The sequence below is a fragment of the Paenibacillus sp. FSL W8-0186 genome, from assembly GCF_037969765.1.
Classification (GTDB): domain Bacteria; phylum Bacillota; class Bacilli; order Paenibacillales; family Paenibacillaceae; genus Fontibacillus; species Fontibacillus woosongensis.
The window spans coordinates 2,227,486-2,251,662 of record NZ_CP150207.1; the positions used below are offsets into that span (position 1 = coordinate 2,227,486).

The 24,177-nt window shown below is 43.1% G+C and carries 25 protein-coding genes; all 25 read left to right on the forward strand.

The features are described from left to right. Positions 1 to 154 precede the first annotated feature (154 nt). Positions 155 to 1,375 (forward strand): FAD-dependent monooxygenase, encoded by a 1,221-nt coding sequence (locus tag MKX50_RS09905; protein ID WP_339159443.1) that lies wholly within the window; start codon positions 155 to 157, stop codon positions 1,373 to 1,375. Positions 1,376 to 1,389: 14 nt separating this feature from the next. Then, on the forward strand, positions 1,390 to 2,400 hold the full coding sequence (locus tag MKX50_RS09910; RefSeq protein WP_339159445.1) for an MBL fold metallo-hydrolase: 1,011 nt from the start codon (positions 1,390 to 1,392) through the stop codon (positions 2,398 to 2,400). Beyond that, on the forward strand, positions 2,387 to 3,490 hold the full coding sequence (locus MKX50_RS09915; protein WP_339159447.1) for a cupin domain-containing protein: 1,104 nt from the start codon (positions 2,387 to 2,389) through the stop codon (positions 3,488 to 3,490). Before MKX50_RS09910 ends, MKX50_RS09915 begins: the two co-directional genes overlap by 14 nt. A 30-nt stretch (positions 3,491 to 3,520) precedes the next feature. After that, positions 3,521 to 4,360: a fumarylacetoacetate hydrolase family protein gene (locus MKX50_RS09920; RefSeq protein WP_339159449.1), complete on the forward strand. Its 840-nt coding sequence runs from the start codon at positions 3,521 to 3,523 to the stop codon at positions 4,358 to 4,360. A 29-nt stretch (positions 4,361 to 4,389) separates the two neighbouring features. Continuing rightward, on the forward strand, positions 4,390 to 5,571 hold the full coding sequence (locus MKX50_RS09925; RefSeq protein WP_339159451.1) for an acetyl-CoA C-acetyltransferase: 1,182 nt from the start codon (positions 4,390 to 4,392) through the stop codon (positions 5,569 to 5,571). Between the two features lie 35 nt (positions 5,572 to 5,606). Further along, complete coding sequence (locus MKX50_RS09930; RefSeq protein ID WP_339159453.1) at positions 5,607 to 7,049, forward strand: carboxylesterase/lipase family protein; 1,443 nt, start codon at positions 5,607 to 5,609, stop codon at positions 7,047 to 7,049. 103 nt (positions 7,050 to 7,152) lie between these two features. Beyond that, a complete protein-coding gene (locus MKX50_RS09935; RefSeq protein ID WP_339159454.1) occupies positions 7,153 to 7,605 on the forward strand; it encodes a MarR family transcriptional regulator in 453 nt (150 codons plus the stop codon). A gap of 41 nt (positions 7,606 to 7,646) precedes the next feature. Further along, positions 7,647 to 8,834 carry a cytochrome P450 gene (locus MKX50_RS09940; RefSeq protein WP_339159456.1) on the forward strand — a complete coding sequence of 396 codons (1,188 nt, stop codon included), beginning with the start codon at positions 7,647 to 7,649 and terminating at the stop codon, positions 8,832 to 8,834. 25 nt (positions 8,835 to 8,859) lie between these two features. Beyond that, entirely contained in the window at positions 8,860 to 10,065 is a 1,206-nt protein-coding gene (locus tag MKX50_RS09945; RefSeq protein WP_339159458.1) for an MFS transporter, read from the forward strand. Between the two features lie 223 nt (positions 10,066 to 10,288). After that, positions 10,289 to 11,407 (forward strand): phosphotransferase, encoded by a 1,119-nt coding sequence (locus tag MKX50_RS09950; RefSeq protein ID WP_339159460.1) that lies wholly within the window; start codon positions 10,289 to 10,291, stop codon positions 11,405 to 11,407. Positions 11,408 to 11,546: 139 nt separating this feature from the next. Next, positions 11,547 to 12,122, forward strand: coding sequence for a dihydrofolate reductase family protein (locus tag MKX50_RS09955; RefSeq protein WP_339159462.1), 576 nt, complete (start codon positions 11,547 to 11,549; stop codon positions 12,120 to 12,122). Positions 12,123 to 12,392: 270 nt separating this feature from the next. Further along, positions 12,393 to 13,052, forward strand: coding sequence for an MBL fold metallo-hydrolase (locus MKX50_RS09960; RefSeq protein ID WP_339159464.1), 660 nt, complete (start codon positions 12,393 to 12,395; stop codon positions 13,050 to 13,052). Positions 13,053 to 13,084: 32 nt separating this feature from the next. Continuing rightward, complete coding sequence (locus MKX50_RS09965; protein WP_339159466.1) at positions 13,085 to 14,164, forward strand: phosphotransferase; 1,080 nt, start codon at positions 13,085 to 13,087, stop codon at positions 14,162 to 14,164. Between the two features lie 174 nt (positions 14,165 to 14,338). Then, positions 14,339 to 14,767 (forward strand): SRPBCC domain-containing protein, encoded by a 429-nt coding sequence (locus tag MKX50_RS09970; RefSeq protein WP_213588782.1) that lies wholly within the window; start codon positions 14,339 to 14,341, stop codon positions 14,765 to 14,767. A 274-nt stretch (positions 14,768 to 15,041) separates the two neighbouring features. Further along, complete coding sequence (locus tag MKX50_RS09975) at positions 15,042 to 15,518, forward strand: effector binding domain-containing protein (protein WP_213588781.1); 477 nt, start codon at positions 15,042 to 15,044, stop codon at positions 15,516 to 15,518. Between the two features lie 45 nt (positions 15,519 to 15,563). Next, entirely contained in the window at positions 15,564 to 16,097 is a 534-nt protein-coding gene (locus tag MKX50_RS09980) for a DinB family protein (RefSeq protein WP_339159468.1), read from the forward strand. Between the two features lie 77 nt (positions 16,098 to 16,174). Then, positions 16,175 to 16,447: a hypothetical protein gene (locus MKX50_RS09985; RefSeq protein ID WP_339159471.1), complete on the forward strand. Its 273-nt coding sequence runs from the start codon at positions 16,175 to 16,177 to the stop codon at positions 16,445 to 16,447. A gap of 128 nt (positions 16,448 to 16,575) precedes the next feature. After that, positions 16,576 to 17,457: an HAD-IIB family hydrolase gene (locus tag MKX50_RS09990; protein ID WP_339159473.1), complete on the forward strand. Its 882-nt coding sequence runs from the start codon at positions 16,576 to 16,578 to the stop codon at positions 17,455 to 17,457. A 3-nt stretch (positions 17,458 to 17,460) separates the two neighbouring features. After that, positions 17,461 to 18,267: an inositol monophosphatase family protein gene (locus MKX50_RS09995; protein ID WP_213588777.1), complete on the forward strand. Its 807-nt coding sequence runs from the start codon at positions 17,461 to 17,463 to the stop codon at positions 18,265 to 18,267. A 32-nt stretch (positions 18,268 to 18,299) separates the two neighbouring features. Then, positions 18,300 to 19,388: a DUF3626 domain-containing protein gene (locus MKX50_RS10000; RefSeq protein ID WP_339159474.1), complete on the forward strand. Its 1,089-nt coding sequence runs from the start codon at positions 18,300 to 18,302 to the stop codon at positions 19,386 to 19,388. A gap of 39 nt (positions 19,389 to 19,427) precedes the next feature. Further along, a complete protein-coding gene (locus MKX50_RS10005) occupies positions 19,428 to 20,222 on the forward strand; it encodes an aminoglycoside phosphotransferase family protein (RefSeq protein ID WP_339159476.1) in 795 nt (264 codons plus the stop codon). Positions 20,223 to 21,098: 876 nt separating this feature from the next. Continuing rightward, on the forward strand, positions 21,099 to 21,821 hold the full coding sequence (locus tag MKX50_RS10010; RefSeq protein ID WP_339159477.1) for a metallophosphoesterase family protein: 723 nt from the start codon (positions 21,099 to 21,101) through the stop codon (positions 21,819 to 21,821). Between the two features lie 298 nt (positions 21,822 to 22,119). Beyond that, a complete protein-coding gene (locus MKX50_RS10015) occupies positions 22,120 to 22,875 on the forward strand; it encodes a leucine-rich repeat domain-containing protein (RefSeq protein WP_339159478.1) in 756 nt (251 codons plus the stop codon). 271 nt (positions 22,876 to 23,146) lie between these two features. Beyond that, positions 23,147 to 23,689, forward strand: a complete 543-nt coding sequence (locus MKX50_RS10020) for a histidine phosphatase family protein (RefSeq protein WP_213588771.1) — start codon at positions 23,147 to 23,149, stop codon at positions 23,687 to 23,689. Between the two features lie 25 nt (positions 23,690 to 23,714). Next, complete coding sequence (locus MKX50_RS10025) at positions 23,715 to 24,170, forward strand: NUDIX hydrolase (protein WP_213588770.1); 456 nt, start codon at positions 23,715 to 23,717, stop codon at positions 24,168 to 24,170. Positions 24,171 to 24,177 lie beyond the last annotated feature (7 nt).

A 24,177-nucleotide genomic window follows, 5' to 3' on the forward strand; every position in this document is an offset into this window, starting at 1 on the left:
TAGGGCGTGCTTTGCATTGGGTTTTCGTACGAAATAACCGAAAAAACCAGCAAGAATTCCTATACGGTGTAGATAGGTTTGTAGTTTGTCGCCATTTATAATTTGAATAAGGTTAACCAAGAGTGATAAGTATCTATGAAATGGAGGAAGCAGTGTGACACAACAAGAACATCGTGAAGCGATTGTAGTAGGTGCCGGACCTGTGGGGATGGTCGCTGCGCTTGCGCTCAGACATGAAGGGATGAAGGCTACGATCTTGGAAGCGGAGGAAGAAGGGAGGTTTCGTCCGGGCAGCCGGGCGATCTATATTCATAAAGCAACTTTGAAGCTGATTGAAGAAGTTTCACCTGGACTGGGGTTTAAATTAGCAGAGAACGGAGTGATCTGGCCTGTTAAGCGGACAACATACCGAGGCAAGGACGTGTATGTGCGCCATTATCCAGCGCCTACACCAGGGGAAATCCCTGCTTTCACTAGTTTGGCTCAAGTTGAGATTGAGAAATATATGTACCAGGCTTGTTTGGACGCTGGCGTGGAATTCGTGTGGGATACGCAGGTAACTGATGTACAAACAACGGAAGAACATGTGCGGTTAAAGACGGCGAGCGGAACGGACTGGATAGCCCCCTATGTGATCGGTGCGGACGGATCCCGCTCTGCTGTAAGGAAAGGTGTAGGTATTGAGCTTGAAGGCCCGCGCGCCAACGACACCTTCCTCGTTGTTGATATTAAAGAAGATGAAGCAAATCCAATACCGCTGGAGCGGACATTTCATTACGAGCATCCAGCGATGGACGGGCGAAATGTACTTCTCGTTCCATTTAAAGGTGGATGGCGGGTTGACCTGCAGCTGCTGGAAGGTGATGATCCGAAAGAATTTGGCAGCGAAGAAGGCTTGAAGGCATGGCTTAGGAAGGTCATGGATCCCAAATATGCAGAGCGCGTAACTTGGGTGTCCACTTATCAATTTTATCAAGTCGTGGCTGAATCGTTTACAGATGAAAGCCGGCGCGTTCTGCTGGTAGGAGAAGCAGCTCACTTGTTTGCTCCATTTGGCGCGCGCGGATTAAATTCCGGTGTGCCTGATGCGATCATCTCCGTTCGAGGCGTTGCGAAAGCGATGAAGGCTGCAAATGAAGCAGATCGCCGAAAAGCTGTTGAGCTGGCGGCCGAAGAACGTTTAATGGCCTCCCGATACAATCGGGATGCTGCAGGTACTGCACTCGAGCATATTCAAGGAAATTCCCCTTATATGAATTTAAAGAGGGAGCTCGCTGCATCTTTAACTCCGCTCATTCCAAAGTTGGGGCGCTGGCTGGATGAAGGGCCGTATGGACCGAAGCAGGGCCATCCTATGGTTTCGACCAAGTACTAATGGAAGGATCCGCTATGTCTAAGCTGACTGGTTTTCAACAAGGAAAGACTTTGATTTACATGATTGAAGCGCCCGCAGATGCTGCGCTTAAGACGATCAACTCCTTTCTTGTTCATCACGCTGAAGGTCTCTATTTAATAGATGCTGGGATGGACAATGATGCATGCTGGGGAGCTTTCAACCAGGCCATGGAGCAGCTTGATTTCTCGGCTGCGGATTTGTCGGGTATTATTCTCACGCATCATCACCCTGATCATGTTGGGCTGGTTCACCGGATTCGAAAGTTAAATCCACAGGTTAAGGTATATGCACATCCGCTAGCCATCCCGTATATTACCCACGATAAAGAATTTTTAGGGAATCGGATTGCTTTTTTTGAAAAGCTCTATAGTGAAATGGACGGTATGCCGGAAGCTGCTGAACAATTAGAGAAGTTTAGGGCCTCTTTCATTAAAAATGAAGCATTTCGAATCGATGGCGACATTGAACTCATTCAAGAAGGCGATAACCTATTAAATTTTAAGGTTATAGACGTGCCCGGACATGCACCAGACCATATTTTGCTGTATGACTCTGATGGTAAATGGGCCGTTGCTGGAGACTTGGTCATTGAGCATATGTCAACCAATGCGATTATTGAACCCGATGCCGGCGGCCGATTAATTCCTACGGTGACACAGCAGCTAGCCTCATTGGAACGCTGTCTTTCCTTAGATGTACAGCTTTTGTTAACGGGGCATGGGAGAGTCATTCATTCGCCTAATCCGGTAATCGAAGACAAGATATCGAGGATCAAGCACAAGCTGGAACGAATCATGAATTTAATCCGGGCGGGCTGCGATACTGCAGGGAGTATGGCCCGTTTATACTACAAGGACATTTATGTAAATCAGTTTTTCTTGGTCATGTCAGAGGTGATTGGCTTGCTGGATCATCTGGAACGCACGGGGTATGTTGTTCGTCGCAAATCTGACGGAGTATATCATTACTCTTTAACAAGGAGGGGCTCCAATGAATCAATCTGATCATCGCAAAGCCTTAGACCAATTTGCAGACCGTCTGGCAAAGGATCACTTGGGACCGCTATGGGATAATTTGGGTGCCATGGTGACAAAGCAGCCTACGCATAAAGTGAGGCCGTATCTGTGGAAATGGCAGACCATTCGCGACTATTTGTTGGAGGCAGGACCGCTGCTGGCACTTGGACGCGAAAGCGAACGCCGCGTCATCTATCTACAGAATCCATCGCTCATTCATGAAGGCAAAATTGGATACGCCACAGATACTTTGTATGTAGGCATTCAATTGCTGCTGCCGGGTGAGGTTGCTCCTTCACATCGTCATTCACAGGCAGCCATTCGTTTTATCATCGAAGGCAAGGGCGACGCATTTACTACAGTAAATGGTGAAAAAACTTATATGGAGCGCGGGGATCTGGTCCTAACGCCCCCTTGGACTTGGCATGATCACGGGCATGAAGGAACGGAGCCCGTGTTCTGGATGGATGGCCTTGACGTAGGGCTGGTTAAAACCCTGACAGGTTCTTTCTTCGAGCCTTACCATGATGACACTTATCCGTTGAACGGGCCTGCAGACAGCTCCGTTGCGCGTTATGCCAGTGGAGTTCGATCTATTTCAGAGCGGAAGGTTCGAGGATATCCTTCACCTTTGATTAATTATAAGTGGACAAATATTAAGCAAGCGCTGGAAGGTCTAACCCGATTGGATGCGGACCCTTATGATGGCTATGCCATTGATTATGTCAATCCGGTAACCGGCGGCTCGGCCGATGCGCGGCTGGGCACCTCGATGCAGAAAATTGCTGCAGGGACGGGCACCAAAGCACATCGTCATGTTCACAGTGCCTGCTACCATGTATTGGAGGGGGAAGGCTATACGGTGATTAACGGTGAGAAGTTTGAATGGACCCAAGGAGATTTCTTTATCGTACCGCCGTGGAGCTGGCATGAACACCATAGTACAGGACAAACGGATGTTCATTTATTCTCGATGAATGATAGACCGGTGCTCGAAATTCTCGGATTGGACCAAGAGGAAGCATACGCAGAAAATAACGGAAATCAATTCATCGAGCGTATCTTTCAACCCGAATAACTGGATATATTTCGAACGGAGGCACACAGCGTGAAAATTGCATTATTTAACGACTTTCAGCTGGGACTCGTAAGAGGCGATAAGGTTTATGACGTAGGCGGTTTGTTGTTTAACGAGAAAAAAACCCTATGTCCCATGGTTGAATTGGTCCGCAGCTATGACACTTATAAGGAAATCATAGAATCGAGATACACGGAATGCGAAGCCTTTAACATCGCAGAGGTCCGTCTTAGGCAGCCTGTTTCCCGCCCCGGGAAAATCGTCGCTGCCCCCGTTAATTATTTATCCCACAAAAAGGAGATGAATGTGCAGCATACGGCAAGAGGTCTTGGTTTTTTTCTGAAAGCGAATACATCTATTATTGGTCCAAATGATCCCATTATCCTTCCGGCCAGCAAGCATGGAAGACGGATCGACCATGAGCTTGAGCTTGCTTTTATCATTGGCAAAAAGGCTAAAAACGTGAAGGCTGAAGACGCCCGGCATTATATTTTTGGTTTCACAGGCTTAAATGATGTGACGCTGCGCCCAGACGAGCACAATGAGGAAGAACGCTGCCTTCGAAAATCTTTTGATACCTTTACGCCGATGGGCCCGTGGATCACAACACTGGAGGATATTCCCGACTATACCAATATCAATATGGATCTCAAGGTGAATGGTGAAATTAGACAGCAGGTCAATACCAAAGATATGGTTTGCGGGATTGCAGAGTTAGTAGAAATTTATTCCCATGTGCTCACTTTGGAGCCAGGTGACATTATTGCGACAGGTACACCTGAGGGTGTAGCTCCAATAAAACCAGGCGATACAGTAACGATTACTATTGAGCATATTGGGGCGTTCTCCAACCCCGTGACAGCGGAGTAAGCACAACTGCATAGAGAGGATGAGTGATCATGAGCCGCAATGAAATTGTGATCATTGATGGAGCAAGAACGGCGTTTGCTAAATTTGGCGGCGCGTTCAAGAATCTGTCCGCTATTGAGCTGGGGGCGATCACGGCAAAAGAAGCACTAAAACGTGCTAAAGTGGAACCCGAGGAAATTGATCATGTGGTGTTCGGAAATGTAATTCAGTCCAGCCCGGATGCCGTCCTAATGGCTCGGCATGTCGGACTGAAAGCGGGCATTCCTAAAGAGGCTCCAGCGCTTACCGTAAACCGGCTGTGCGGTTCGGGACTGGAATCCATTACGCAGGCTGCAAGAATGATTATGACGGGAGAATCCGATATCGCACTTGCAGGCGGAGCCGAAAATATGAGTCAGATTCCGCACGTCCTTCGCGGAGCCAGATGGGGAATTCCATTATTTGAGGCACCTATGCAGGACTACCTGTATGAAGCACTGTATGATCCTGTAGGCCAGGTTTATATGGCAGAAACAGGGGAAAACCTGGCCGTACAGTACGGTTTGACGCGGGAAGAAATCGATCAGCATGCTTTATCCAGCCATAACAAGGCGTTAGCCGCCATGGAGGCTGGACGCCTAGGCGAGGAAATCGTTCCGATTGAGGTGCGCGAACGCAAGCAAACGATCGTGGTTGATCGCGACGAGCATCCGCGCCAAACCAGCATGGAGAAGCTCGCAAAGCTCGAACCCAAATTCAAGGCAGATGGTGTGGTTACAGCTGGCAATGCCAGCGGCATTAATGACGGGGCAGCCTCCGTGGTGGTGACTTCAGCAGAATATGCAGCGAGTCGAGGCCTGAAGCCGATTGCCCGATTGGTATCATGGGCCGTAGCAGGTGTAGATCCCAAGATTATGGGCATTGGTCCATGCCCGGCTATACAGAAGGCATTGAAGCAGGCGGGTCTCTCTTTACAGGATATGGATCTGATTGAAATTAACGAGGCTTTTTCAGCACAGTACTTGGCTTGCCAAAAGCAGCTTGGTTTTGACCCAGCGATCGGAAATGTCAATGGTGGAGCCGTTGCTTTAGGTCACCCTCTCGGCGCTTCAGGAACTAGAATATCACTGTCCCTAATTTACGAACTAGGACGCAGAGGCAAGAAATACGGCATTTCTTCCTTATGTATTGGCGGAGGACAGGGCATCGCGGCCATTTGGGAAAGATTGTAGCTATCTTTTGTTTTCAAAAGGAGGAAGCTGGGGAAATGGTGGATTTAATCGCTGAGTGCGCTTATGGAAAATTAAAAGGGGAGCAGAATGGGGCTGTGATCTGCTGGAAGGGGATTCCCTATGCGAAAGCTCCCCTCCGCGATCTCCGATATGCTCCGCCGCAAGAGCCTGAACCATGGCAAGGGGTGCGTGATGCAACAGAATATGGATTTGCTTCGCTTCAGCCTATAAAGGAAAAGGTAATGGATGAAGATTGTTTATCCTTAAATATCTGGTCGCCAGGCGCAGATCATCGTCGACGTCCAGTTTTAGTATGGATTCATGGCGGCGGCTTTATGGTAGGAGCTGGATCGGATCCCATGTTTGATGGCAAATCCTTCGCGGAGAAAGGAGATCTTGTTGTCGTTACGATCAATTACCGATTAGGCGCCATGGGATTTCTTTATCTGGATGAATGGGGAGGCACAGCATTTCAGGATTCAGGGAATCTTGGCATTCTGGATCAAATTGCTGCGCTAAAATGGGTGCAGCAGAATATATCCGCCTTCGGAGGGGATCCGAACCAAGTGACCATTTTCGGTGAATCCGCAGGCGGCCGAAGTGTCGGTCTTCACTTGGCCCTTCCTCAGTCGAAGGGACTCTTTCATCGAGCCATCATTCAAAGTGGAATGATTTCAACTTACCGCAGCAAATCGGATGCCAGCCGAATTACGAATGAGATTCTGAAGAAGCTGCAGATCAGTGCGGATCATTTGCACCTATTAAGAACTATTTCAGCGGAACAGATCCTGGAAGCAGCACCGCCCTTAAGACCAGCCGTAGGTTTAGAGCCCACCTTTGAAGATAACTTCTTCTCCAAAATGCCGCTTGCTGCTGCTGCCGATGGCTTCAACAAGGACATACCTGTCATCATAGGAACTACGCAGCATGAGGTTACACCGAACATGGACCCGGAATGGGCAGGGAAGAGTGATGAAGAGCTGCTGGCACTATTTAAACAACGAGTGGGGGATGTATTGCAGCAGGCGGTTTCCTTTTATTCCACAAAATACGATCAGGATCCTAGTTTGCTGCATCAGCTTGCCCGTTTGCTGACCTTCCACGATTTCAATATACCAGCCATTAAGCTGGCTGAACACCGAAATCTACATCAAGCGCCGACCTGGGTTTATCGCTTTGACTGGACTTCGGAAGCAGCTGGAGGATTCGCTTTTCATGGCATTGAGGTTCCATTTGTGTTCAATAACCTGGATGCGTCCAAAGCATTGACAGGGCCAGCATCTGAGAGTCAGGCTGTTGCCGACCAGATTCATGCAGCTTGGATCGCATTTGCTAAGACGGGAAGCCCTAACGGGCCAGGCCTGCCAGTTTGGTCACCCTACAGCAGCGAGGAGAGGGAAACGATGCTATTTAATAAGGAGAGCAAGCTTGATCGGGATCCCAACTCCGATGAGCGAGAGTTCTGGGAGCAAGTCTAACAACATCATCAAAGATATATTTAGGATGCTTCCTTCTTTTTCAGTATAATTGTTAGGGTCCTAACAAAGGGACCTGTTATATGTTCGCATTAGGAGGCTTTCTATGCATAACAATCACCTATCCAGCGCTTGGTTCGGAACATGGTTTCGAAAGATATCACTATACTTAACCAATATTATGGACAAAATATTGGCTCAACATGGGATCACTAGCTCACAATACTGGATTTTAAAGCTGCTGTGGGAGAAGGAGGGTGTCACCCAAAAACAGCTCGTTCAACACCTCGGTGTAAGAGGGGCATCCTTAACAGGAATGCTGGATAGTATGGAAGCTAGAGGCTGGGTGCTTAGAAAACTGCATCCTAAAGATGCAAGGGTGAAGCTCGTTTATTTAACACCAGAGGGAAAGGCACTGGAAGCTGTCGTGCTTGATTTAATCATGACGAATGAAGAAAACCTGAGTAAGGGGTTTAGCGAGGAAGAAAAAGTGCTGCTGAGATCCATGTTGAATCGAGTGTGGACCAATTTAGAGGAAGCCAAGAAGCTATTTGGATAGATAGTTTGAGAACGTTCACTTGCTTAAGGAGGCGTTTATCTATGAATAAAAGTGTTGCGCATGATTTTGACGCAGTGACAGAAGAAACGTTCACAAGCATGCATGAGACCTTTGCTGAACTGCGGTCAAAATGTCCTGTCGCACATAGTAACGATCTAGGTGGATTTTGGGCAGTGTTGAAGTATGAAGATGTTGTCAATGTGCTGAAGGATCCGGCAACCTATGTTACCTCTGTGCAGAATGTGGTGCCTAAAGTGTCTACAACAGGGCGCAGGCCGCCCCTGCATTTAGACCCGCCAGAGCATACGCCATATCGCAGAGTGCTGGATCCGTTCTTTACAGACGAGAAGATGGAAGCCTTAAGAGATCGAGTGCAAACCACGATTGTGAATCTGCTTGATCCGTTTATTCAAAAGGGAGGCGGGGATATTTGCGAAGAATTCTCGCACAAACTGCCAGGCTATGTGTTTGCTGAATTTTTTAACTTATCCAAAGAAATGTCCATGACGATCCGCGGGGTCACACAACAATATGTAAAGGCGCTGCATGTCATGGATAAAGACAATATTCAGAAATACAGTCAGGAGCTGTACGAGATCGCACGGCGAATTATTGAAGACCGGAAGCTGAATGCCTATGATCCATCCATTGATGTGGTAACCGCCTATCTGCAAAAAACATATAAGGGGAAGCCGCTTCCGGATGAACTCATATTAGGAACCATCCGTCAATTAATCGTAGTAGGGATGATTGCTCCGGTTATTTTCATGGGCAGCATCAGCGTTCATCTCGCAGAGAATCCCGATGTACAGAGTATGCTCCGGAAAGAACCTTCGCTTATACCTGCGGCTGTTGAAGAGTACTTAAGACTCTATACCCCATATCGAGGTTTTGCCAGAACAGCCGCGCGGGATGTGGAACTTGGCGGACGGACGATCAGAAAAGATGAACCGATTGCCGTCGTGTTCAGCTCGGCGAATCGTGACGAAGCGGTTTTTCCGAACAGCGGCCAGTTTATGATAAACCGCCCCAATATAAAGGATCATATTGCATTCGGCAGCGGTCCGCATCGCTGTCCAGGGGCGCCGTTAGCTCGAATGATGTTCCAGATTGCATTGAAAGAACTTCTTGTCAGAACGAAGCATATTGAATTAGCGGGAGACATCACGATGACCAGATGGCCTGAGTGGGGAGCTCAGTCGGTTCCGCTTAAAGTGGATCCTGCCTAAGAAACAGATCCAGAAAGGAGCTTCAATGAGCTGGCAACGTACCTTATGGATCTTATGGATGGCGAATTTCAGTACAGCAACAGGCATCAGTATGATTCTTCCGTTCCTGCCTTTATATCTAGGGGAACTTGGTGTCACAGATGAGTCGGAAGTTTTGCTTTGGTCAGGTTTCATTTTTTCAGCTCAAGCACTTACTAGTATTTTTTTTCAACCGATATGGGGCTCCTTTGCAGATCGGTATGGTCATAAGCTGATGCTGATGCGGGCTGGAATATTCGGCAGCATCATCACGATGCTGATGGGTTTCGCAGGCGGGCCATGGCACTTGCTGCTGCTCCGTATGGCTAACGGGGCTGCATCCGGTTTTATACCGATGGCTGTCTCGATGCAAGCCGCGGTCACACCTGATCAGCATACAGGAAAAGCACTAGGGACCCTTCAAACTGGGGTGACCGCCGGGATGCTGATCGGTCCGCTCATTGGCGGGGTGCTGGCCGGCTTTTTTGGATTTCGTACGGTTTTTATTCTGACTGGACTTCTGTCCCTTGTCTCTACTCTGATTGTTGGCATTTATGTCAAGAACAATAAACCGAAGCAGAGAGAAGTCAAAGAGACACCAGCCCAGGGATGGTCTGTCATGCTGCCGCTGCTGCCTATCTTTGCTGCTACCATGCTGACACAATTAGCAATGATGTCTATACAGCCCATCATCCCGATCTATGCCGCATCTTTAACTGACGGTTCCCATACGGAATTGATTGCTGGTCTTGTCATTTCAGTCGCTGGCATTGGCACATTAATTGGATCTCCCATATTAGGAAGGATGGGGGACGCCATCGGGCAGCGAGCTGTTCTCATCTTCTCGCTCATCATGTGCGGGATGACCTTTATTCCCCAAGCCCTGACGAGCAGCATCATTGTATTGCTGGCCAGCCGTTTCTGCTTAGGGTTATTCATTGGAGGAATGCTGCCCTCCCTGAACACACTGATCAAAAAGCTTGCCCCGCAGCATATGCAATCCAGAGCGCAGGGATTAAATGCATCAAGTCAATTCATTGGCAATTTAACAGGCCCGATTATGGGAAGTGTCATATCAGCCAGTTTTGGTTTCAGATCTATATTTTTCATTACCATGGGGCTGCTGTTCGCAAATGCGATAATTATTTGGATGAACCAAAAGCTTAAGCAGCAAATTAAGGAACACGAAGCTCAGCAGGGTCCAGTCATTTAAAACGGTCGCTCGGAAGAGCGGCTGTTTTTTTACGGTTGCACTATAACTTGCTATTTAAATATGCAGAGCGATAAGCTAAATAATAGGTTAGGAACATACCAATGGGGAGAAGGCATAAATCGAATTGATCATGAACATCCGATAACACCGCTAGTTGACGCAAGAGTTCATTGCTAGCTATTTCAAAGCAATATGAGACAATAAATTCAAGGAGAAGGTGCAGATGAACATTGGCGAGAAGCTCAAACTCAGAAGGCGAAAAGCCGGATTTACCCAGGAACAAATTGCTTCAAGAATGAACATTACAAGGCAAACGTTGTCCAACTGGGAAGTCGGCAAAAATGTACCGGACATTCATTCAATCATTGTACTCGCCCAACTCTACGGCCTCTCCTTGGATGAATTGCTGCTTGGCAAAATCTATTTTAAAGGAGTGCCGGCCATGTTGCCAAAACGATCGAAGGATGAGATCCACGCAATGATTTGCGGTCACTACCCTGAGGCGTCTCAAGTGAGGGAACTTACTGGAGGATTAGCTTCTCAGACGTTCGCTTTCGAAGCGAACAGTCAGCGATACGTATTCAAGACGGGATCACGCAAGGAAGTACACGAGAAAGAACAATGGGTTTATAACAGGTATCATCATGTATTGCCGCTTAGACGCGCAATCCTGATTCAAGGGTCAGAAGATCAGCCGCCTTATGCGATATACGATTTCATCGAAGGGGATAAAATGTTCGATCTGAACAGCCAGGAGTTGGTCGATATCGTTCCTTCTGTTCTTGAAATTCTCTCGATCCTAAATTCAATCGAAGTATCGGAAGAAATCGGGTATGGACGCTTTGACAGCACAGGGAATGCCCCTTATCCTTCGTGGAACGATTTTGTTGAAGCGATCTATAACGAGGATATTTACAACTGGTCTGAGCTGGACAAGAAGGGCCTTGATGCCGATGTGATTGATGCTGCAGTTCGGAAATTAAAGAAAGGTGCAGATAAAATAAAAATAACGAAAAAACAGTTGATCCATGGCGATCTAGGTTCATTTAATTTGATTGCCGAACAGGGACGCATTTCCGGAATCATTGATTGGAGTTTAGCCTTGTACGGGGACCATCTGTATGATATAGCGAATTTTATGTTCTGGAACGAGGATAAGCTTCAGCCTCTCATTGCGCACCTAAAAACAAGATATATGGACACTTCTGAAGACAGGAACACGATTACTTGCTACATGCTCCGCATTGGTCTCGAAGAACTATATAATACGGTGATCTTAAATGAAACCGGCTACGATGTGGAATGGGTAGCAAATCGGCTCCGGAAGATTACAAATGAATAGTTTGAGTCCGAAAGGTGGAATAGTACTATATTTTACTTTTTGACACTTTAGATTAGCAATCTATAAGAAATAACCCAAGCTGAAATGTCCTAAAATGAAGGTTATGGAAATATCCCTATTGAACAGAGGAGAACTGAAAATGAGAAAACTTGTTCTATTTTTACACGCATCGCTTGACGGTTTTGTGGAAGGGCCAAACGGTGATATGGACATTGGATGGGTTTCCTACGATGCTGATTTGCAGAATCACGCGAAAGAAATTCTGAGTACTGCCGACACTGTCATTTGGGGACGTGGGACTTATCAGATGATGCACAGTTACTGGTCATCTGTGCCTTCGAACCCATCAGCTTCACAGTATGAACGGAATCATGCCGAGTGGATCGAAAAGACAGCCAAAATCGTTTTTTCTACGACACTGGATAAAGTCGAATGGAACAATTCCAGACTGGTGAAGAAAGATGTCGAGGAAGAGATCAAGAACCTCAAACAGCAGCCAGGCAAAGATATGATCATCATCGGTAGTCCTAGGTTCGCACACTACCTTATACAGCTTAATTTAATCGATGAGTTTAAAATTACGGTTTCTCCCGTCCTGATCGGCAGTGGATTGCCTTTATTTCAAGGTCTCCAGGAGATGATCAAGCTTAAACTTATCGAAAACAAGACCTTTGATTCTGGAGCTATAGGTCTCGTTTACCAAACGGTTAGATGACCACTTCTAGCGGAATTTATCCCGTCAAACAAGCGGCTGACAATCGAGCTGTGAGGTTGAAACCTTATGAGAATTATGCAGTAAACTTATGAAGATTCTCATCATTAAGGATGAACTTGTGCACTATCACACGTTCATCCTTTTTATTATCATGAAATTGTTATATTCCAGGTCGGCATCTTGACGATGGTGCTCGGTTGGTCCGACCAAGTGTACGTGGACGCAAATGTATATATCGTAAAAATCAATTTATATGTTGAGGTGAGGTAAATGGGTACTCAATACCAGTTAAAGATGCTTAGTTTAAACTATCATGGTCTCCTTATTCATCCAGTATTGCTAATGGATGAAAATGTAACCATTTTGATTGATACCGGGTTCCCGGGTCAGTTTGAAGAACTGTTAGAGGCAATGTCGCAAGCAGGATCTCCGGTACAGAAGTTGGATGTCGTTTTATTGACACATCAGGACCTGGATCACATCGGAAATCTCCCAGATATTTTGAAATTCAAAAGAGATAGCCTGAAAGTGTATGCACACAGACTTGAAAAACCATATATTCAAGCAGAGCTGCCATTACTCAAGGATCCGGATCATGCCCCGTTAAAAGGTCGTGTTGACCATGAACTTGTGGACGGCCAGGTATTGCCGTTCTTTGATGGAATAACGGTTATTCATACTCCGGGTCATACACCTGGACACGTCAGCTTCTATTTAAATAGGGAGAAAATCCTGGTCGCGGGCGATTCTATGTACAGTGAAAATGGAACGTTAGGCGGTGTCCATGCCCCTACCACTCATGATGTAGAGACCGCGAAGTGTTCCTTAAGAAAGTATTTGGATTTCGATGTACAAACCGTGATTTGCTATCATGGGGGGATCGTACAAGAGAATGTAAATGATCAGATTCGCAAACTTTGTGTCCTGTAATTGCCCTTGGATTGGGACTGGGATTCAGTTATGTGTTTAAGGGAAGTGCTTCAGGCGCTGTAATTATGATGATAGTTCAATTAGAAGCTTTTTTTGGCGGCGGTTATTTTCCGGTTGATGATGCTGATGGTTTTATTGGTGTCATCTTGAAATTTTCGCCTTTGAGAAAAACGAACGATGCTATTGATTGGAATTGTATTCGTTTTATTCAATTGTCAGATACGATTACATATAAAATAGAAACTGAAACGACAGGAAGTTACCTGCTTCGCATTCATTCCGAAAGAGTCAACAAAGAAGAAATTTTGTCTGAACTTGTTTTTCTGAATGGATTAAGGAAAGTACAGGATTTGGTAGTGCCAGAAGGGATTCAAAGCCGTTGTGGCTCTTATATTTTAGAGTGTGAGACAGAAGAATGGTATCGGAAACCATACGTCACGTTAATGAGGTGGGTTGAGGGTGAGCACTGGAGTAGTGAGTTCACAGACAGCCATGTATATAACATAGGTGCCATGATAGGTAGACTTCATAAAGCTTCTGCTAATTTGGATACACCCGTTGATTTTGTCCGACCTCATTGGGGGAGTGATAGCTTCAGGCAAGAGGTAGCTAAACTAGAGCGTTATTATCCACGATTTCTATCGGACAGCTCATGGAAACTATATCAAAAAGCTATAGATAAGATCATTCATCAATTTGATCGTATGCAGCGAGATGCTCGAAACTATGGCTTAATTCATGCAGATCTCCACTCTGGGAACGTTGTGTTTAACAATGGACATCCATTCCCCGTTGATTTTGGAAGATGCGGCTACGAATTTTATTTGTATGATATGTCAGGTGCATTATTAGAGCTTACCCCTAAACATCGATGGTTACTTATTCAAGGATATGAGAGTGTAGTCAAACTAAATAAGGATTACATCCGTGATCTGGAGTGTTTTTTCATTATGACTATGATTGAAAATTATTGTCATCACTCGTCTGATATGAGAGAAATCCCCAGTTTAATTGAAGAGCAAAAGTATGCACTGGCTTACATTAATGAATACATAAATGATAGGACATTCTTATTTGAAGTGATAGAAGCTGTAGATACTGAACTAATATAGGTAGAGGTCGTATATTAACGTTATCCGATAGAACGGAGTGGGAGATTGCTAACCGGGGGTAGTTGAACAAATAATTGTTAACTGCAACATAGCAATCCAGAAGAAACTATTATATTCATCATATGTTATCGTAAGCATCAAACATAAATTATTTCAGTTTGAAAGGAGTAAGGCATGGCAAATATCGAGCACTTGCAAACCGTTCATGTTCCAGCGTCGAAGGTGTATGAAATTTTAACCACTGCTGAGGGACTGTCGGAAATATGGACCAATGAACTCAGTGTTAATAATCAAATTGGGTTTGTTAATGAATTTCGATTTGGCAGCAATGACATAACTAAGATGAGAATAGAAGAATTGATCACTAATAAAAAAGTCGTTTGGCAGTGTATAGATTCAGATCCAGAATGGATTGGTACGATGATTTCCTTTGATATTGAAGAGAAGAACGGGAAGTCTTTTATTACTTTGCGTCATTCGAACTGGAAAGAAGTAACGCCATTTTATCGCTCCTGTAACTACAACTGGGCTATTTTCCTTTATAGTCTCAAATCCTATTGTGAAGATGGCGAGGGTATCCCCTATCATAAACGTAAGTTCTAATAATTTATGTTATACTGCTCGTTCCTCATTCCACTAACGGGGAACGAGGGCTTAAAACCGCCTTTTCACCAAGGCGGTTTTCTCATGGTCAAATATGAAGATTAGAATTTAATCAGCAGGGCTATCTCCCCTCGGTTGTTAGATGTATAATCATGGAAGAAGCAGACAACTAACGACCCAGCCTAAGATAAAAGCTATCTAGGGCTGGGTCGTTTCGTGTATACAATACGTGATATGACATAACTAAAACTTAAAGGAAAGGAAGGCATTTATCATGCAAAGACAAAAACTTGAGAAATTTAAATGTGAATTAACAACACGGGAATATTCGTTGATCGGTCAGAGCATTACAGCTAATTTTCCGAGTGGATTTCCTGACGCTGCCCTGAAAGTACAGTTGGAGTTCGTTGAAAGAAGAAGTGAAATTATAAATTCCAAGGACAAGGAAGTATTGCTCTCACCGTATATGTGTAATGGAATTATTGCTACATATTTTGCTTGTTTGGAAGTCAGTGATTTGACCGATATTCCGGAAGGGATGATTGGATTCACTTTGCCTGCCCAAACCTATGCAAAGATTAATTGTACAAACAAATCGATTGGCGAGGCGTACGATAGGATTTTCAAATGGATGAGTGAGAAAGGGTATGTTCAGAGATTTCTAGAAAACACGTTCCCAATAGAGATTTTTTACTTTGAAGAGAATGTGGAAGAAGAAGATGTTGAAATTCTAATACCGATCAGAACCTAAATCCTTAAGGCGATGACATTGCAACAACAAGGAGGAAGTGCTTAAATGCTTTACGATTTACAGGGTGAGTTAACCATGTCACCCATTGTGGGAATCCTGTACTCTGCTGTCAAAGAGAATAACCAGCGACTACAACTCATCACTGAAGGCATGCCACAAGAAGAAGTAGACTATAAGGGTCCTAATAACAAATTCAATAGTACCGCTCAAATAATCAAACATCTTATGTATGTTGATCTGAATTGGGTTTATAGAATAAAGGGAGAACCACTTCCTCAGTCATTAAAGGAACAATATGGCCCTATGATAGATGAAAAAGGAAGGCTTCCAATGATCCAAGGGACGCCTTTAATGACACTATTGTCTAATTATAAAGGCATTATATCCATGTTAGAAGATGTATGTAAAGAATTAGATGATGCCGACTTGGGTAAAATTGTCACATTCGGGCATGAGAATGAAAAGTCAGCAACCATTCGATGGGGAATATGGCATATTGCTGATCATAGTCGTTATCATCAGGCTCACATTAATCAGCTTAGAACATGGTATAGAGAAAACAATATCATTCATATTTAATTTTTTGAGTTATTTCGATCCAGACAACACGAGACTACCATTTTGTGTAAAATGGTTATTTTGAAGAGGATTAACGGATGTTGGTACCACAGCTTTATTTAAACGGCGCTTGTTCTGAAGCTATCGAGCTTTATAAGAAGACCTTTGGCTCAGAAGTTGACAACATTATGTACGACCCTGAACAAGAGCCTGAAAAGTTTATTATTCACGCAGAAATAAACATTTTGGGCACTAGGTTAATGTTAAGTGATTATGGTGGGTCTGAAGATTCATCAACTGACTCAACTATGGAAATAGTCGCAATTTTTCAAAGTACGAGAGGCTTATCAAATAATAAATATAGAAAGTAAAACGATAACTCCAATTGGCCCCATATTTTTTCAGCCCCTGTTTAGTATCCTTTATTGATAAGTTTGGAGTTAGATGGTGTTTTATGGTGTAAGGGAGTGTAATGCAAAGACCACAGGAGGTGCGAAACTTGAGCAGAATCTTTATAACTGATTTAGATGGCACTCTATTAAGATCCGATCAAACGATGTCTGACTTTACGGTTAATGTTCTTAATTCTGCTATACAGGAAGACTACATTATTAGTTTTGCTACCGCCAGAGGGTTATTCAGTGCTTATAGTGTAGTCTCTGACATCGCGTGGAAGCATCCAGTCATTTTATATAATGGGGCACTACTATTTGATGTTGTTCAAAACCAGGTGATCGATGGATACTTCTTGAGCGCTGGTTTGACAAATGAGATTATACAAACAGGCAAGAAACATGGTTGTTCACCTTTTTACTTTTTGTTGGATTCTACGAATAAAGAACGTGTATATCACGAGAAATTAACTTCCTTCGGTATGATCGAGTTCCTAAAGAGCCGTACCAATGATCCAAGATTCACGGAAGTGGATGAACTTGAATCATCCGATGATGAAAAGACATTAGCTTTGACGTTTATTGGTGAGCTGGATGATTTATTACCGCTTAAAGAAGAAGTTAGCTCGGTGTTAAGGGATAAGGTAAACCTCCATATTATGAAAGACTATTATATAGAAGATCAATACTTTCTTGAATTCAGTCATCCACTTGCTTCAAAATGTGAAGGTTTAAAAATGTGGGCAAAGCATATGAATGTAGAAACTAAGGATATTTGTATATTTGGCGATAATCTCAATGATTTAGGATTATTTGAGGTTGGTGGCAAGAAAATAGCAGTGTCTAACTCGCATGTAGACATTTTAGGAATTGCAGATACGGTGATCGAGAGTAATAATGAAGATGGCGTAGCCAAATACATAGAAACTTGCATACAAGACATATATAAAGTAACTCTGGGTATAAATAACTTTAAATTTGAGGGGTGACCCATGAACGCGGATATTATTCATTTAGCTCGAGAGCTTGCAGTGAAATTAATTAAACAAGCTGGACTTATTGCCCTAGAAAGATTTGATAATTTTGAACATATTAGTTCAAAGGATAGCTTTGGTGATGTTGTAACTGAAGTAGATCACATGGCTGAAGCCATTATACTTAAAGGTATAAACAGTACCTTCCCAGATCATCAAATACATAGTGAGGAAGCAGGCGACAATGGAAAAAGTTCGGACTGGCTATGGTTAATTGATCCATTGGATGGAACAAACAATTTTGCAATTGGTCTACCAGTGTTCACGACCTCAATCACACTGCTGTATAAGAGGGAACCGGTTCTTGGTGTAGTATACGAGCCAATGACAGATAGACTATTTGAATCTTGCATGAATAAAGGTGCTTATTGCAACGGTAGAGAAATGAAAGTGAAACGAAGCAATCATTTCAAAAGAGGGAACATTGGCTGGATCCAAGGACATAAGGTTCAAAACGATCCGAAAGCAGTCCAATTAAGGCGACATATTGATTTGAATTTTAAGAGAATGATGAGGTTATGGGCACCGGCATTACAATGGTGCATGCTTGCTAAAGGCGATATCGATGGGATTGTCCTTTATAATTCCGAAGGGGATGATCTCTATTCTGGCGTTTTAATGGTAAAAGAAGCAGGAGGAGTAGTTATTGACTTTGATGGCAATCCATTTACCGGAATGAGTGAAGAGCCCTATTTAATCGCATGTCATCCTGACAATAAAGATGAATTGATCAAGGTTGTTAAGGAGGGAATGGGGCCAATCTAAATTAAGTTACCCCTTAACAGGAGGGTGTTCCAATGCCGGATAAATTATCAAATTCACAGTGCCAAGCTATCGATTATATTTCTCAGTATGCCCGAACACGAAAATACACTGCTCAACAATCACTCCTGGAAATTCTCCGGATGTCAAATATCCCTTGGCGTACTTTTGAAAATGCTTGTACAAAGATATTTTCGAATGCTAGAATCGCACTGCATTTTCATCCTGACCGGCCAACAGCGGATATGAAAACTGTGGCTCAGTCATTGCTTGAACAGGGGATATACAAAAGCCAGTTTGAAACAGGTATATCTAATGGCAGCGTATCCGCTTATCCGGGTGGGCCAAGAGATGCATGGGAAAAAAGGCTGTTTGGCGGAGCCTACCAGTTAGATGATGTGATTAATAGTCAGCGACCCAAATACGGGGCGCTTGATTTAATGCTGCACGCGGATGGACCCGCTCCCCGGTTTGGTTCATGTTACTTCCTCCTATCGCCAAATGTCTCTACTCGCAGTACATATACTTATATGGACTCTCATCAAGATCCAGTAGAGAAAGGCACGTATGAAGAGTTTGAGGATATTTTAGCAGCTGTTTTTAAAGATGCGTTTTTTCGGAATGATGCGATCGGTGAAAAGAATCTGACACCTAAGAAATTAATCGATCATTTATTAATAAATCTTGAACAGCCATTTAAGGACCCTTCAAAGCGAAAGCCTAATCGAAATCTTAATCACTATATCGAATCCCAGGTGCACGGTGATATTACATTAAAAGAGGACGTAGAAATTCTTGTGGCCGATCCTTCGTTCAAAGATTCCTATATAGGGGAAATATTTAAACAAATGTGTATGAAATATTCCATCGAACTATATTGGCATATGGGATTTGTTATGAAAATAGACAAAATACCTTCAGATTTCAGGGGACCAACTATGCCCTCCTTAGCAAAACGGATAGCCCAAAATGGTTATATTGATGCAAGTGTAATCGGGGCTGCTACCTTCGATTTGAAACGTAATCCGGAATTATGGAAAGACAGAGGGAGTTATGAGGAAGTCCTTCAGGAATTAAAGTATTTGTGGCATATACTGGTTCGATATGGGGAACCAAGTGTATAGAGCACAAGATATATAGGTGATTTAAAGGAGGCATAGACATTGACAGATCACGAGGAACTCTTGACCGGCGGGAATATTAATAAAGTCGTAAAGGTAGGAGAAACAGTACGCCGAGAATCTAAACCAAACCCATATGTGAGTGATTTGCTTAAGTACCTTGAGAAAGTTGGTTGTCCGTATGTCCCTAGATATTTAGGGGTAGATGAGAAGGGGAGAGAAATCTTATCTTACATTGATGGTGTGGTGCCTGGAAACGATTACCCTGAAATTGAAGGCTATATGTGGTCGGACTTGGTGTTAGTTGATTTGGCAAAGCTTTTAAGAAACTTCCATGATGAGACTGCAGGATTTACAACATCTGAAATGTCCCTAAATAATTATCCGGATAAATCCCTGCATGAAGTAGTCTGTCATAACGATGTTGCTCTTTATAACGTTGTGTTTAAGGACAAGCTCCCAGTAGGGATTATTGATTTTGATATGGCAGGTCCAGGACCGCGTATATGGGATATTGCATACACATTGTATACTTCTGTTCCTCTTGCAGGGTTCTCGCCAGGTGAGGAAGATTATGCGGTGGTTGAATATAACAAAGAAGATCATGCCTCAATACGTAAGGAAAGAATAAAACTTTTTTTCGATTCCTATGGCATGAATGTGCCGATCGATCTCAAGGAGTGGGTTATTTCTCGCATAAATTTTATGTGTACCACACTATCAGAACGGGCGGCAGCCGAAAATCCGGCCTTTATAAGACTAGTTAAAGAAGGACATTTAGCTCACTATAAGAAGGAGTTAAAATTTCTTGAGAAACATTTTGATGATTGGAGTTAATAAAAGGAAATGATGCGTGTGTCTATCAGACAGTGAAAGGACCTATTGACTCTACTGGAATGTACTTTATATGTTCAGCAGAAGGAGAACTGCTAGAGGCCGGCGACGATACGAAGTGAGTACATTGGAGAGATATAGAAGAGATTAAAGAGATGTTAGAAAAGAATCCTCTATATTTCTCAGATGTTGAACGAGCAGGGTTAATTTATTATTTTAAACATCGATTTATCAGTGGGGCGGCCGGCAGCTGAAGAAAGCCTTTCGGGTTTGTAGAAACCAGTGAGAGGGTGTTAACACCAAAAATGAACAAGATGTATGATATTAAGTTACCGGTGTCTATCTATATTCAAATGATAAGTTACATGATAATAACACTGTTGATGTTAAAGTTACTGTTCATATCTAATTCAATCGTTCTCGTTGTAATTCTATTATTATGTATTCTGTTACAAGTTGGAGCAATAATTGTACTAATGACAAAGATTCTAAGAAACATGAATGAGTTAATAATCACAAAAAATGAAATCAAGATAAATCGTAAAAAAGTCTCTATAAAAGAAATTGAGAAAATTATAATACAAGGTTATTTTGTACAGAGTATCGGTATTAAAACGATATGGGAATAAATTTATTTCAACCGGTTTACATTTTAGATTCAGGAATAATGAAGAGACGGTTATAAAGGAATTAAAACAGTGGGCAACTTTGAATGGAATTGAAGTAACTAATGGGAAAATATATAGATGGATTTAACTGGCATCAGATTCACTTTAGGGACATTCGTCCTTAGTTGCAAGAAGCGAACCATAGATGAATACATTTCCCTAATGGATAGCAGGGGTAGAAGTGAAGAAAGAGCCAAGTTAAGGAGCTAAGATGAGTAGAATTTTAATGATCAGTGATATCCATGGATGTATTGAACAATTTAATGATTTATTGGATGCAATTCATTACAACCCTTCCAAAGACAATTTAATATTGCTTGGCGATTATGTTGATCGAGGACCACGAAGCAAAGAAACTGTCGAGCGAGTTAAAGAGCTAGTAAACAACCACAATGTTATTGCATTAAGGGGTAATCATGATCAAAGATTGGTTGACCTAGTTAGGACGAAAAGTGAGACGGTTCAAGGTAAATTTTTGGAACATGGTGGCATGCAAACCCTCCAAAGCTATTGTCATTTTGTTTCTGAAAATATGGATGAAGAGCTTTTTGAACAAGCTAGAGAGTATATACGAGTAAATTTTAGTAGCCATATAGACTTTCTAGAATCATTGCCTCTTTATTATGAAGATTTACACCATATCTATGTTCATGCTGGACTCAATCCGAAGTATATAAATTGGCGAGAACAACCTGAATATGACTTTATGTATATTAAGGAAGAGTTTCATCAGTCGGAACCAAGAACTGATAAACTAGTCATATTCGGTCATACTAGAACTATTGAACTTCATGATTCCTCGGATATCTGGTTTGGTCGGGGTAAGATTGGGATAGATGGTGGATGCGCATATGGAATGCAGTTAAATTGTTTAATATGCGACGAAGGTATTTATACTACGGCGAGTATAAAGAATTTATGGAATGGGGATTGATCAGGTGAGATTATATACAGACCCTAGAGGTGAAGCTTACGAGCAGGTTATCGATTTGGCTATACAGAATTCGGAAATTTTTGTGCTAGGGGAGAAAATTCCGATTGATACGGTTCAGACCCAATATACAAGCGTTCTGAAAGCGTTGGAACCTTACCTGGTAAAGACCATCGTAATTCAAGATCATATAGATGAAGTTATACAAATAAGAAATATGTATCGCAGTAGCGCCTTTTATACTGCAGGAACCTACTATTTATATAGATGCTGCAAAGAAAGCGGAAGCCTACTAAAGCAAATGGCAAACCGTTTATCAGATTGGATTTATCCGAAGCTGCCGGAAGACTTGTGTTTTTTGAAAGAAGGCGGGGGAGATTTCCTTTACTCCGTTGTGCATGAGCAAATGTATGGTATAGATGTAGCTGAGGAAGAAGCTATTGAACTGATGGATCGTATTACGGGGCTTTTTATCAAATTAAAGGCTCACCGCAACCTGGACCGATTGCTAAATGATGCCATTAAGCATAAGACTGATCGGCTGTATATAAGTGGACATAGGCTGACAGAGCTGCCTGAGAAAATCCGATACCTTACGGAGCTGCGTGAGCTAGAAATTTTTGAACAGGATCTTTACCGTCTGCCCGAAGAGCTGTTCGAGTTAAGCAAGCTTGAGCGCTTGAAAATCCTGACGGCTGATTTGGAGAGTATTCCCGCATCCATATCCAAACTTAAGAATCTGAGAGAGCTCTGCATTCAATGTGGAAGCTCAGATCGGCCCGCCCCCGGGTACCGGGTTAAGCCCAAGGAAGAAATCAGTCTTAATCGCATCCCACCGGAGATGGGAGACCTTGAGCAATTGGAGCAGCTTACAATTCAATACACCTCCATTCATGAACTGCCTCTTGAGCTAGAGAAACTGGAGCATTTGCGATTCTTGGACTTAGGGATGTGTATGATCGATCGGAAGCCTGATTTCCTGGATGGAATGAAACAACTGGATTACATTAACATATCGCGGGATTCGTTATGGGAAACAGATGAATCACAACAGTAGCTTCGAGATAAGGTGACAAAATGGGGGGGAGGTTTTGTGGAATTATTAAAAAAATAAATACCTACCGCCCTTTAGTTGCTCGTTGTATAATCGCGGAAGAACGCTCCGACAACAAATGATGACCCAGCCCTAAGATATGAGCTATCATAGGCTGGGTCGTTTTATATCAATATGAGCATTAGTAAACTTCTAAGAAGTAGGCTTAAGCAACAATTCAGTTACATCAACCGCGGTGTTGAAAATAATAACATTCAGGGGGCATCTATCTCACGTGAAGCGTATATACCTCATCAGACATTGCAAAGCTGAAGGTCAAGAACCAGATGCGCAATTAACTAGCGAGGGTCAGCTACAGGCTGATCAACTAGCTGAGTATTTCAATGGAAAGCAGATTGACTATATCATATCTAGTCCATACGAAAGAGCTATCTCGACCATACGTCCGCTTGCCGAAACTTTAAATTTGACGATCCATAAGGATAACCGGCTGTGCGAGAGGGTTTTATCTGCAGACAAAATCGACGATTGGATGGTGAAATTAAAAGAATCATTTGAAGAGTTGGATATGAAGTTAGCAGGCGGAGAATCATCACGGGAGGCCATGATGCGCGGCATTTCCGTAATTGAGGAGTTACTCGATCGTCGCGAGATGAATATTGCAGTAGTCACCCACGGAAATCTTTTGTCATTACTATTGAAATATTATGATCATGAAATCGGATTTAATGATTGGAGAAAACTTAGCAATCCGGATGTATTTGAGCTTGCTCTAAATCGTAAAGGGGAAAGACGTATCACCCGAATTTGGAAGTAATAACAAACTAAAGGAGTCATGTGTGATGGGATATATTATGGATTTAAGAGCAATCGTAGGGTCTAGGCCTCTAATTATGCCGGGGGCCTGCGTGTTAATTTTCAATGAGAATAGAGAGCTGCTTCTTCAAAGGAGAACAGACACAAATGATTGGGGGACCATAGGCGGTTCACTAGAGCTGGGAGAATCTTTAGAAGAAGCTGCAGCTCGGGAGCTTTTTGAAGAGGCTGGTCTAACAGCAAAATCGTTCAAATTTATAACGGTTTTATCAGGTAAAGATATGTACTATAAATATCCTCATGGTGATGAAATCTATAATGTAATGGCAATTTATGAGGCTCAAGAGATCGAAGGGAATCCGAAAGTAAACGACGAGGAGAGCCATGAACTGAAATTTTTTACTTTGAGTGAACCGATCGTAAATTTAAATCCATTTACCGAACATTATCTTAGAAAAGCAGGATATATCACAGAATGGTAAGATAACG